Source organism: Roseiarcus sp. (assembly GCF_049514155.1).
Lineage (GTDB): Bacteria > Pseudomonadota > Alphaproteobacteria > Rhizobiales > Beijerinckiaceae > Roseiarcus.
Genome location: NZ_JBEKVH010000135.1, coordinates 1 through 10936, shown reverse-complemented (window position 1 = coordinate 10936; position 10936 = coordinate 1). Strand labels below are relative to the sequence as shown.

The 10936-nt window shown below is 69.4% G+C and carries 15 protein-coding genes; 8 read left to right on the top strand and 7 right to left on the bottom strand.

Features of this window, described 5'->3' with window-relative positions; translation table 11 throughout:
• Positions 1-76: 76 nt before the first annotated feature.
• Complete coding sequence (locus tag ABSF49_RS16685; protein WP_424113781.1) at positions 77-535, bottom strand: hypothetical protein; 459 nt, start codon at positions 533-535, stop codon at positions 77-79.
• A gap of 182 nt (positions 536-717) precedes the next feature.
• Here ABSF49_RS16685 and ABSF49_RS16680 point away from each other — a divergent pair, with 182 nt between their 5' ends.
• From ABSF49_RS16680 to ABSF49_RS16670, 3 genes are read left to right on the top strand one after another with little or no spacing between them, the layout of a single operon-like run.
• Complete coding sequence (locus ABSF49_RS16680; protein ID WP_424113780.1) at positions 718-1344, top strand: SGNH/GDSL hydrolase family protein; 627 nt, start codon at positions 718-720, stop codon at positions 1342-1344.
• Between the two features lie 38 nt (positions 1345-1382).
• The gene (locus tag ABSF49_RS16675) at positions 1383-2831 is read left to right on the top strand and encodes an MATE family efflux transporter (protein WP_424113779.1); all 1449 of its coding nucleotides are present in this window, start codon (positions 1383-1385) and stop codon (positions 2829-2831) included.
• A 56-nt stretch (positions 2832-2887) separates the two neighbouring features.
• Positions 2888-3871, top strand: a complete 984-nt coding sequence (locus tag ABSF49_RS16670) for a nucleoside hydrolase (RefSeq protein WP_424113778.1) — start codon at positions 2888-2890, stop codon at positions 3869-3871.
• A 25-nt stretch (positions 3872-3896) separates the two neighbouring features.
• On the opposite strand, the gene ABSF49_RS16665 is transcribed toward ABSF49_RS16670, so the two are convergent.
• The 3 genes from ABSF49_RS16665 to ABSF49_RS16655 form a co-directional block, all read right to left on the bottom strand.
• Entirely contained in the window at positions 3897-4025 is a 129-nt protein-coding gene (locus ABSF49_RS16665; RefSeq protein WP_424113777.1) for a hypothetical protein, read from the bottom strand.
• A gap of 13 nt (positions 4026-4038) precedes the next feature.
• Entirely contained in the window at positions 4039-4578 is a 540-nt protein-coding gene (gene ppa, locus ABSF49_RS16660; protein WP_424113776.1) for an inorganic diphosphatase, read from the bottom strand.
• 73 nt (positions 4579-4651) lie between these two features.
• Entirely contained in the window at positions 4652-5158 is a 507-nt protein-coding gene (locus ABSF49_RS16655; RefSeq protein ID WP_424113775.1) for a GNAT family N-acetyltransferase, read from the bottom strand.
• Positions 5159-5400: 242 nt separating this feature from the next.
• Here ABSF49_RS16655 and ABSF49_RS16650 point away from each other — a divergent pair, with 242 nt between their 5' ends.
• Positions 5401-6147, top strand: coding sequence for a DUF3108 domain-containing protein (locus ABSF49_RS16650; RefSeq protein ID WP_424113774.1), 747 nt, complete (start codon positions 5401-5403; stop codon positions 6145-6147).
• Between the two features lie 28 nt (positions 6148-6175).
• Here ABSF49_RS16650 and ABSF49_RS16645 read toward each other — a convergent pair whose 3' ends face one another.
• From ABSF49_RS16645 to ABSF49_RS16635, 3 genes are read right to left on the bottom strand one after another with little or no spacing between them, the layout of a single operon-like run.
• A complete protein-coding gene (locus ABSF49_RS16645) occupies positions 6176-6622 on the bottom strand; it encodes a DUF1178 family protein (RefSeq protein ID WP_424113773.1) in 447 nt (148 codons plus the stop codon).
• A gap of 4 nt (positions 6623-6626) precedes the next feature.
• Positions 6627-6884, bottom strand: a complete 258-nt coding sequence (gene grxC / locus ABSF49_RS16640) for a glutaredoxin 3 (RefSeq protein ID WP_424113772.1) — start codon at positions 6882-6884, stop codon at positions 6627-6629.
• 53 nt (positions 6885-6937) lie between these two features.
• Positions 6938-7717: a ComF family protein gene (locus ABSF49_RS16635; RefSeq protein ID WP_424113782.1), complete on the bottom strand. Its 780-nt coding sequence runs from the start codon at positions 7715-7717 to the stop codon at positions 6938-6940.
• A 108-nt stretch (positions 7718-7825) separates the two neighbouring features.
• Between ABSF49_RS16635 and ABSF49_RS16630 the strand changes: the two genes are divergently transcribed.
• The 4 genes from ABSF49_RS16630 to ABSF49_RS16615 all read left to right on the top strand — a co-directional run bounded on the left by ABSF49_RS16630 (position 7826) and on the right by ABSF49_RS16615 (position 10612).
• Positions 7826-8725 carry a methyltransferase domain-containing protein gene (locus tag ABSF49_RS16630; protein WP_424113771.1) on the top strand — a complete coding sequence of 300 codons (900 nt, stop codon included), beginning with the start codon at positions 7826-7828 and terminating at the stop codon, positions 8723-8725.
• The gene (locus tag ABSF49_RS16625) at positions 8722-9426 is read left to right on the top strand and encodes a spermidine synthase family protein (protein WP_424113770.1); all 705 of its coding nucleotides are present in this window, start codon (positions 8722-8724) and stop codon (positions 9424-9426) included. Before ABSF49_RS16630 ends, ABSF49_RS16625 begins: the two co-directional genes overlap by 4 nt.
• Before the next feature lie 84 nt (positions 9427-9510).
• Positions 9511-9882 (top strand): hypothetical protein, encoded by a 372-nt coding sequence (locus ABSF49_RS16620; RefSeq protein WP_424113769.1) that lies wholly within the window; start codon positions 9511-9513, stop codon positions 9880-9882.
• Positions 9883-10051: 169 nt separating this feature from the next.
• Positions 10052-10612 (top strand): sugar O-acetyltransferase, encoded by a 561-nt coding sequence (locus ABSF49_RS16615; protein ID WP_424113768.1) that lies wholly within the window; start codon positions 10052-10054, stop codon positions 10610-10612.
• The last annotated feature ends 324 nt before the right edge of the window (positions 10613-10936 follow it).

Sequence of the window (10936 nt, the reverse complement as noted above, 5' to 3'; positions counted from 1 at the left end):
AGCGGGCGCTCCATGACGAGGCTGGTCAGCAGTTGCTCGAACACCGTCAGCAGCACGGCGAGGTGGAGGACGCGGGTCAAGTGAGAGCGGACGATGGACATGGGTCAGTCTCGCGAAGAATAGGGTCTTTTGGGTCTGAGGCGCTCGCCGGTGGGCTCAGTTCCTCAGCGCGTCGTGGCAGGAGCGGCAGTCGCTCGCCAAGCGCTGGAAACGCGCGCGCGCCGTCGCGCGCCGCGGCCGCCTGCAGCGTCGCGGCGGCGTCGGCTTCGAACTGCGAGAAGCGGTTCTTGACGTCGAGCGCCTGGGCGCTGGCGCCGGAAACGCCGGCCTCGACCTCGCGCGCGTCGCCGACCATCCTCGCCAGGATTTGGCGCAATTCGGCTTCGTCATAGGGAACGGCGCCGGTCAGCATCCGTTCCGCCCGGTTCGCCTGCGCCTTCCAATCGCGCATAATCGGCTTCAACCGCGGCGCGGCGGCCGCGCTGGCGGCGGCGGAGAACGCGGCGGCGGCGAGCAGAAGGACGGCAGGTTTCAATTCAGGCTCCAGGGACGGCGGACCTTCATGGTTTGCCTGCGCGCGGTGGCGGGAAATGGGCGGCTTGTATACGCTTTGGTAATCCCAGAACGGGACTGGCGGCCGGTGCGCGCCGGATCGCCGCCGTTGACCGTGATCCGGGGCGAGCCTAGAGACGGCGCGAGACCGGGGTTAAGCGTGTCATGACCGTCGTCGTCGCCTTCGGCGATTCCAACACTTGGGGCTATGAGCCGGGCGCCGGCGCGCGCCTTGCGCCGCAGACGCGCTGGACCGGCGTCATGCAGTTCGAGCTCGGGCCGGCTTGGCGGGTGATCGAAGAGGGTCTCAACGGCCGCACCACCGTCTTCGACGACCCGATCGAGCCCGATCGGCGCGGCGCCGACTATTTGCCGCCCTGCCTGCGCAGCCACGCGCCGCTCGATCTGCTGATCATTGCGCTCGGCTGCAACGACCTGAAACAGCGCTTTTCCGCTTCGGCGGGCGACATCGCCAACGGCGCCGAACGCCTGATCCAGATGGCGCGCGCCGAGCCGGCCGGGCCGCGCGGCGCGCCGCCGGCGATCCTCCTCGTCGCGCCGCCGCCGCTGGGGCGTCTCAGCGAGTTCGCGGAAATGTTCGCCGGCGGAACCGAGAAGTCGAAGCTGCTGGCGGCGCGCTATCGCGCGGTCGCCGAGCGCAATGCGGTCGGTTTCGTCGACGCCGGCGAGTTCGTCGTCTGCTCCGACCGCGACGGCATCCACTACGAGCCTGACCAGCACGCGATCCTCGGCCGCGCCATGGCGGCGGCGGCGCGCATGGTCCTGGGCTGAACGCGGCCGAGACCAAGGCGACCCACGCCGCCAAAGCGATGACAGTCCCCGCTCAAATCACGACCGCGCCGCGCCGCTGGCTGGCGCGCGAAATCGGCGCGACGCTGGCGCTGAGCGGGCCGATCGTGCTCGCCAACGTCGCGGTCAACCTGATGACCACGACCGACGTGATGATGCTGGGCTGGCTGTCGCCGCATGCGCTCGCCGCCGGCGCTCTCGGTCAGGCGGCGTACACGACGCTGCTGCTGTTCTGCATCGGCGTCGTCGGCGCGCTCGCCCCGCTTGCCGCCAGCCTGGTCGGCGCCGACCGCAAGGACTTCGCCGGCCTGCGCGCCGCGCTGCATCAGACGCTAGCGAGCGCCTTCCTGCTCGCCGCCCCGGCCTGGCTGGTGTTGTGGAACGCCGAGCCCATTCTGCGCGCGATCGGCGAACCGCCGGACCTCGCCGCCGACGCCGCGCGTTATCTGCACGCGCTGCAGTGGGCGCTCGCCCCCGCCCTGCTCTATTTCGCTGCGCGCAGCGCATTCGCGGCGCTCGATCGCGTCGGGCCGACGCTGGCCGCCGGACTGATCGCCGTCGTCTTCAACGCCGGCGCCAACTACGTCCTCATTTTCGGCAAGCTCGGCCTGCCGGCGCTCGGAATCGCCGGCTCCGGCCTGGCGACGACGCTGTCGCAGACTGCGATGCTGCTGATCCTGGTCGGCTGGTCGTTCGTCGACCCGCATCTGCGCCGCTATCGGCTGTTCACCGCCCGGCCGCGCTTCGATGGACCGGCGTTCGCCGCGCTATGGCGGCTCGGCCTGCCGATCGGCGCGACCACCGCGGCTGAAGTGGCGATCTTCGGCGCCGCCGGCCTGGCGATGGGGCTCATCAGTCCCGAGTCGCTCGAAGCCCATGCGATCGCGCTGCAGATCGCCTCGGTCGCGTTCATGGTCCCGCTCGGCCTCGGCCAGGCGGCGAGCGTGCGCGTCGGCCACGCCTTCGGCGCGCACGACGCGCGCGCGGTGTCGCGCGCCGGCTGGACTGCGTTCGCCGTCACCATGGGTTACGTCGCGCTGTCGGCGACGACGATGCTCGCCTTTCCGCGCCTTCTCATCGCGCCCTTCCTGTCGCGCGACGCCGCCAATCTCGACGAGATCGTCGCGCTGGCGCTGTCGTTCCTGCAGATTGCGGCGCTGTTCCAGCTCTTCGACGGGGCGCAGGCGGCGCTCGCCAACATGCTGCGCGGCGTCCACGACTCGCGCTGGCCGGCGGTGATGGCGATCGTCGGTTATTGGGCGATCGGCGCGCCGGTCGGCGTCGGTCTCGCCTTCTTCACGCCCCTGCGCGGCCGCGGCTTGTGGATCGGCCTCGCCTGCGGCCTCGCCGCAACCTCGCTGCAATTGCTGTCGCGCTGGATCGGCCGGGAGCGGCGCGGATTCCTGCCGGCGGCGCGCGCGACGAGCGCGCCCGCGGGGCGCCGACCGCCAATCGCGCTCGCGGATTGACGCGGCCGCAGCCGCAGCCGTAACTGTGGCCTTCGCATCTTCGCGAGGCTGACGCCATGCTCGCCCGCGCGACTCCGCTCGTCATCGACGTCGACGCCGGCATCGACGACGCTTTCGCGCTCCTTTACGCCTGCGCCAGTCCGCGCGCGCGGCTCATCGGCGTCTCGACCGTCGCCGGCAACGTCGACCTCGCCAGCGCGACGCGCAACACCAGCGCCGTGCTGGCGCTCGCCCGGCGCGCCGAGGTGCCGGTCTGGCCGGGCTGCGCGGCGCCGATGCTGCGGGCGCAAAATGACGCAAGGCTGTTCCACGGGCCGAGCGGCCTCGGCTACGCCGAACTGCCCGAGCCGGCAGCGAAACCGTCGCCAATGCACGCGATCGACGCGATCCTCGCCGCGGCGAGCGCCGAGCCCGGCGCGCTGACGCTGGTCGCGACCGGGCCGCTGACCAACATCGCGGCGGCGCTGCTGCGCGAACCGGCCCTGCCGCGCCTGCTGGGGCGACTGGTGCTGATGGGCGGCGCCTATCGCGAGGGCGGCAACGTCACGCCGGCGGCGGAGTTCAACATCTGGCACGACCCGGAAGCGGCGCGCATCGTGTTCCGCGCCTTCGCCGCCGACGGAGCGGCGCCGCTCGTCGCCGTCGGACTCGACGTGACGCGACAGGCGCAACTGCGTCCCGCCGATCTCGAAAATCTCGCGCGACGCTGCTCAGGCCTGCCGCACGCGCCGGCGCTGCTGCGCTTTCTCGACGATTCGTCGCGCTGCTATTTCGAAACGATGGAGCGGCTCACCGGCGCGCGCGTGTTCACCATGCACGACCCGCTCGCGGTCGCCGCGGCGATCGATCCGTCGCCGATCGTCACCCAGCGCGTCGCTGTCGACGTCGAGACGACCGGCGCCCTGACCAGCGGCATGACCGTGGCCGACTGGCGCGGGGTCTGGGGCCGGCCGCCCAACGCCCATGTCGCGATCGAAGTCGAGGCGCCGCGCTTCGTCGCCGACTTCCTCGACGCGATGGAGCGGCTGGCGCGCGGTTGATCGCGCCGACCGCGACGCGGGCGTTCTATCCGGCGAGGGCGACGAAACGCGAATGGTCGCGGATCGCCACGTAACGCTTCGGCCGATCCTCCGCGATCGGCGCCGGGGCGGCGAGCATCGCCCCGATCCGCGAGTCCAGGAGCGCGCGTTTCATCGATGCGCCCTCCTCACGCCTTGCCCTTGGCCAAGGCGCGGGCGATGCCCTCGTTGACGAGGCGGTGTGCTTCCTCGGCGTCGCCCCAGCGGACGATCTTGACCCATTTGCCCGGCTCGAGATCCTTGTAGTGGGCGAAGAAATGCTCGATCTGCTCGAGCGTGATCTCCGGCAGGTCGGTGAAAGATTTCACCCGCGCGTAGCGCTGAGTCAGCTTGGCGGAGGGCACCGCCAGGAGCTTCTCGTCGCCGCCGGCTTCGTCCTCCATCAGCAGCACGCCGACGATCCGGCAGCTCATGATCGCGCCGGGAATGATCGCGCGGGTGTTGGCGACGATGACGTCGCACGGGTCGCCGTCGTCCGACAGCGTGTGCGGGATGAAGCCGTAATTTCCGGGATAGCGCATCGACGTGTAGAGGAAGCGGTCGACCTTCAGCGCGCCGCTCGCCTTGTCCATTTCGTACTTGATCGGCTCGCCGCCGATCGGCACTTCGATGACGACATTGACTTCCGTCGGCGCGTTTTCGCCGATCGACACCGCTTGCAGATTCACGGGGTAAGCTCCGAGATCGAGAGCGGGAAAGCGCGGCCCGGCCGGTTCGTGCGCCGCCGCCGCGACCCACGGGTCAATCGAATCCGAAGGCGACGCGCTCGCAGGTTTCGGCGCCGAACTGTTCGGGCGCCCGCCGCACAATACGCCCGCCGAGGCGGCGATAGAAGCCGACCGCGCGGTCGTTTCCCGCCAGCGCCCACACGACAAAAGTCGGATAACCGTGCGCGGCGAGATCGCGCTGCGCCGCCTCGAACATTCGCCGGCCGAGGCCGCCGCCCTGGTATTCGGGGGCGACATAGAGTTCGAAGATTTCACCGCTGTAGCTCAGCGACGGCATGCGGTTGCGGCCATAGCTGGCGTAGCCGGCGATGGCGTCGGCGAAGTCGAGGACGATCAGCCGCGTGCCGCCGGCAATGGCGCGGCGCCACCAAGCTGGACCGCGACGAACGATCATCCGCTCCAGTTCGCGGCCGGGGATGACGCCGCGATAGGCTTCGCGCCACGCCTCGTCGTGAACGCGCGCGATCCCGGTCTCGTCGCCGAAACGCGCGCCGCGAATGGATATGACCGCCTCGACCATGGCGATGAGGTTACGACCAGCCGCGCCCGCGCCGCAAGACCCTGTCGCGCGGAGGGCAAAAGAATCCTCGCTCGGCCCCGGGGCGTCGCGAAAAAGCCCGCTTCGCCATTTTCATGTCGGAATTTCTCGGCATCCATGCTAACGGGAATCGCGTGCCCGAAACGGGAGGTCGCATGTCGGCGCCGTGGTGGTTTTTTTGCGCTTGGCGCCGCGTTGCCGTCGGCGCGATTGTGTGGTCGTGCATGCTCGCCGGCGCTCGCGCCGAGATGTTGCACGTGACCTACAGCGTGTCGCTGGTCGGCCTGCCGATCGGCATCGCAAATCTCGACGCCAACCTGACGCAGTTCAGCTACGCGATCGACGCCCACGCGAAGATCACCGGCCTCGCCTACCTGTTCTCGCGCGCGCGCGGCGCCTCGAGCGGTCAGGGCGCAATCATCGAAAGTCGGGTCGTGCCCGCCACCTTCGCGACGATCGCCTCCAATGCGATCATGACTCGCACGATCCGCATGTCGCTGTCCGCCAACGCGGTGACAGGCGTCGACATCGCGCCGCCATTCGACGAAAAGCCCGACCGCGTGCCGCTGACCGAGCGCGACAAGCAGGGCGTCGTCGACCCGATCGGCGCGGTCGTCGTGCCGGTCCCCGCCAAGGGTCCGCTCGTCGGCCCGGCCTCGTGCGATCGCAAGATCCCGGTATTCGACGGCTACACGCGTTTCGACGTCGATCTGACTTACGTCGGCCAGCGTGAGGTCTCCGCCAAGGGCTACCAGGGTCCCGTCGCCGTCTGCGCGATTCGCTACGTGCCGATCGCCGGCCATCGCCGCGACCGCCCGTCGACGAAGTTCATGGCCGACAACAAGGACCTCGAAGTGTGGCTGGCGCCGGTGGCCAGCGCGCATGTGTTGTTGCCGTTCCGCGTCTCGGCCCGCACGATGATGGGCACGGCGGTGATCGAGGCGTCGGAGTTCAGCCTCGCTTCCGAGTGACGGCCGTCCAAGTCCGTCGAGCGTGACCTCAATTGAGCTTGTCCGGCGCGGCGGGCATCGGCAGCACGCCTATGCCCTCTTCCAGCAACACCTCGACCTCGGCTCCGGTCGCCTGGCCGCGGATCGCCCGCTCGGGCGTTTGGCCCGCGTGCATCGAGCGCGCCAGTTCGGCGAACTTGGTCCCGACGTCGTCGGTGTTGGCTTCGATCTCGCGGCGCAGCGCGCGGACCGCATCGCGCAACGCGCGCTGGCGTCGGTCGAGCAGCGCGACTTCGGTCGGCGCTTCGGCGGACGGCAGGCTGGCGCGCGCCGCGCCCACCACCGCCGGCGCCATGATCGCCTTGGCGACCCGGTTCGAGCTGCATTCGGGACAGACGACAAGGCCGCGCCGCGCCTGCTCGTCGTAGGCGGCGGCGCTTGGGAACCAGCTCTCGAACTCGTGCCCTTTGTCGCAGGCGAGGGCGTATTTGATCATCGGGTCATCCCGCCAGCAGCGCGTCGAGTTCTCCAACGCGTTCCAGATCGTAGAGGTCGTCGCAACCACCGACATGCGTCGCGCCGATGAAAATCTGCGGCACCGTCGACCGCCCGCCCGCCTTGAGCGCCATCGCCGCCTGGGCGGCGCGATCGCCCTCGACGCTGATTTCCTCGTATGTCGCTCCCTTGCGCCGCAACAGGTCCTTGGCGGCGCGGCAATAGGAGCAGGTCGACTTGGTGTACATGACGATCGGCGGCAAGATCTTGACCCTTTCCCGGCGGGGCGCCCGCCTCGACCGCAATATATGGGGCGTCACGTCCCCGTCACAACCCGGGCGAATACGACCAGATCGACGTCGGCGGCCCCGGCGCGCAACAGCGCCCGCGCCGCAGCGTTGGCGGTCGCGCCGGAAGTGAGGACGTCGTCGACCAGGACGATCCTCAGGCCCCGAACCGGCGCGCCAGCGGCGACGCGAAACGCCCCCTGCATGTTGGCCGCCCGCTGCTCGCGGCTGAGGCCGACCTGGCTGCGGGTCGGTTTCACCCGCAGCAGCCAGCGCGGCTCAAACGGCTTGCCGCTCTCGGCCGCGATCGCCTGGGCGAGCGCCGCGGCCTGGTTGAATCGCCGCTTCCACAGGCGCAGCGGATGCAACGGCACCGGCACGATCGCCTCGGAATCGACGAGCACGTCGGCCCCCGCCCGCGCCATCCAGGCGCCGAGCGGTTTGGCGAGGTCGGCGCGATCAGAATATTTCAGCCGATGGACGAGGCGGCGCGCCGGACCGTCCTCGAACCGCGCGACGGCGCGCGCGCGACGGAAGACCGGCGGATCGGCGATCGCCTGCGGCGACAACAGCCCCTCGCCGAGGTCCTGCTCGAACGGCGTGCCGAGCCGATCGCAGAACGGACGCTCGATGAAACGCATCGCCCGCCAGCAGGCGGGACATAGCCCGCCATGGGCGCCGGTTGCGGAGCGGCAAGCGAGGCAGACCGGCGGGTAGAGCGCGTCGAGCGCGGCGCGACTGAGCGAAGCGAAGAGCTCGCGAATCCGCGCGCGCGGCGAAGCCTCGGCCCTGACTTCCGACAGGCTCATGGCGCGAGTAAAGCAGGAATTGACCGTCATGGAAACGGAAACCCTGCCGCCCGTCGAAGCGAACCAGGCGCCTTTGCGCCCGCCGGCGCGACGCGCGATAAAGCCGCGATGTCCGCCGCGCCGCCGCAAATCTTCGACCGCGCCCTGCTGGCCGCGAGGCTCGACCGCGCCTGGCGCGGCGGCGGCGACCGTCCCGGCGCCGATTTCCTGCTCCGTCGCGCCGCCGACGAGCTTGCGGAGCGTCTTGTCCTGGTCAAGCGCGCGTTCGCAGTCGCCGTCGACGCCGGCGCGCCCGGCCCGCACGCCGCAGCGGCGCTCGCCGCCCGCTCAGGCGGCGGCTCGACGCTTCGCCTTGCGCCCACCGCCGTCAGCGCCGGATCGGGCGGCTTCTCCGTTGCGGTCGGCGATCTCGAGCGCCTGCCGCTGGCGGCCGAGAGCGCCGATCTCGTCGTCTCGCTGCTGGCGTTGCACCAGGTCAACGACCTCCCCGGCGCGATGATCCAAATCCGCCGCGCCTTGCGTCCCGACGGATTGTTCGTCGCGGCGCTCGCCGGCGGCGACACGTTGACCGAATTGCGCCAAAGCCTGACGATCGCCGAAAGCGAGATTTCGGGCGGCGTCTCGCCGCGGGTCGCGCCGTTCGCCGACGCGCGCGCGCTCGGCGGGCTGCTGCAGCGGGCCGGCTTCGCGCTGCCGGTCGTCGACGTCGATTCCCTCGTCGCCCGTTACGCCGACCTGTTCGCCCTGATGCACGACCTGCGCGCCTTTGGGGCCGCCAACGCTCTCACCGAGCGCAGCCGCAAGCCGCTCAGGCGCGCGGTGCTGGCGCGCGCGGCGGAGGTCTACGCAAAGCGCTTCGCCGACCCCGACGGACGGCTGCGCGCGACCTTCGAGACCGTCTGGCTCACCGGCTGGGCGCCCCACGAAAGCCAGCCGAAGCCGCTGCGGCCCGGCTCGGCGACGGCGCGGCTCGCCGACGCGCTCAAGCCGCGCGAGGGCGATCGATGATTCCGTGGGTTCAACTCGCCAAGGCGCCGGTCCCCGGCGGCGGCGAAGTTCGATTGATGCGGCGCGACGCCGAGTTCTCGATCCGCCTGGGCGTCAAGGAACTGATGAACAGCCGCCTCAGCGGTTCGGAGGAAGCGCTCGCCGAACTCGCTTGCGCGAGAATTCGCGATCGCGCCCGCCCACGCGTCCTCATCGGCGGCCTGGGCATGGGCTTCACACTCCGGGCCGCGCTCGCAGCGCTGGGCGCCGACGCGCGGATCGAGGTCGCCGAACTCATCCCCGCAGTCGCGCAATGGGCCGAGAATGAAATGGCGGAGATTTTCGCCGGCTCGCTGCAAGACCCGCGCGTGCGTCTCGAACTGACCGACGTCGCCAAGCTCATCGGCGCGGCCGGCGCGGCCTACGACGCGATCCTGCTCGACGTCGACAACGGTCCCGAGGGCTTCACCCGCCTGGCCAACGACCGGCTCTACGACGCGCGCGGCCTCGCCGCCGCCCGCGCCGCGCTGCGGCCGGGCGGCGTGTTCGCGGTCTGGTCGTCGGGGCCCGACCGAAAATTCACCCAGCGGTTGCGCGACGCCGGCTTTGCGACGGAGGAAGTCGTCACGCGCGCCCGCGGCGCCCGCGGCGGCGCGCGGCACGTCATCTGGATTGCGACGCGGCCCGCTGAGGCGGGCAAAGGCGCGCCGCCGAGGCGCTAAGACGCCGGTCCGGCTGGACGAAAACGCGAATCTGCCTACATTAGGCTTGTCAACGGCGGGCTGGAGACTGCCGGAAAGGCGGCGATGCAGAACAGAGCGCATCAATTGATTGATGCATGGCGGCGCTGGGGCGAGCGCCATCGCCTGGCGCAGGCGATGATCCTCAACTGGGCGTTTGGCATGGGGATCGGCGTCTTTTGCGCCGCGCTGCTGCTCGTCTTCGACATCTTCGGCATTCGCTCGCTGCTGTGGCGCTCCGACGTCGCGTTCGTCGGCGCGGCGATGCTGTGTGCGGCCTTCGCCTTCACCTTCGGCGGCGTCGTCGCCGCTGCGGCCGTGATGCAGTTCGACGAATCCGATGACGAGCCGCGCGGCCGCCGCCGTCGCGCCCAAGCGTCGCGGCCGCACAATCCGGTGGCCGCCGTCGTTCGCGCCGAGTCGCGGCGGCGCCGCTGAAGCGCGGCCAAGGCGCCGAGCGAGTCGGAGCTTCCGCGACCATGCCCAGACGACTGGAACCGGCGGAAGGCGGAGTCCGACCTGAACCCTTTGCGGCTACGCTCAGGGAATCTCGGCGCGGCCATCGCGCGCCGAAGTTCGTTCGAGCGCGCTCGGAGGAAGATACCGAATGGCGAATGACGATCGCACCAAGATAATTCCGAGCAGAACGCCGGAATCAGCGGCCATGTTGGCGAGCGTCAAACGAGCGATGGCGATCACCGCCAATCTCAACCGTTTGACGCTCGACGATGCGGACGAAATCCGCGCCCTGTTCAGCGATCTCATCGGCAAGAAGGTGGACGACAGCTTTCTCTTGATCCCGCCGTTCTACGCAACCGGCGGGGCCGATATCCGTGTCGGGCGCAATGTTTTTGTAAATCAGAACTGCACCTTTTACGATCTTGGCGGTCTCGACATCGCCGACGATGTGATGATCGGGCCGAACGTGAGCATCATCACGTCTGGCCATCCCGTCGAACCGTCTCGGCGGCGCGGCTGCGTAATCGCAAAGCCGATCGTGATTGAAAGAAACGTTTGGATCGCAGCCGGCGCAACGATCATCGGCGGCGTGACGGTAGGCGAAAACTCGGTTGTTGCGGCGGGTTCCGTCGTCACCAAGAACGTTCCCCCGAATAGGCTTGTCGGCGGAAACCCGGCGAGGGTCATTCGTTCGATTGCCGCCCGCTAAGGGAAGGTCCGGAAGGGGTCGATCTCTCCCCTTCGATCTCGGCCTGCAAGCCACTGTTTTGGTCAAGGACTCAAGCGTCAAGTTTTGACCGCTAGAGCATGCTGTTTTTGGGTTGAACCCCTCTCCGCCGTCATGGCCGTCCCCGGACTTAATCCGGGGACGGCCATGACGCAACGGGCGATTCCGATCAATTCCAATTCGCTCTAGCAGGCTGTTGAAAAACTGATTTTCGCCGCACTTTGATTCGTGAAGGGTCCGGTTTTGATTCCGGTTCGTTCACGGTTTTCGATTGGCCTCTGGGACTTTTTCAACACCCTGCTAGAG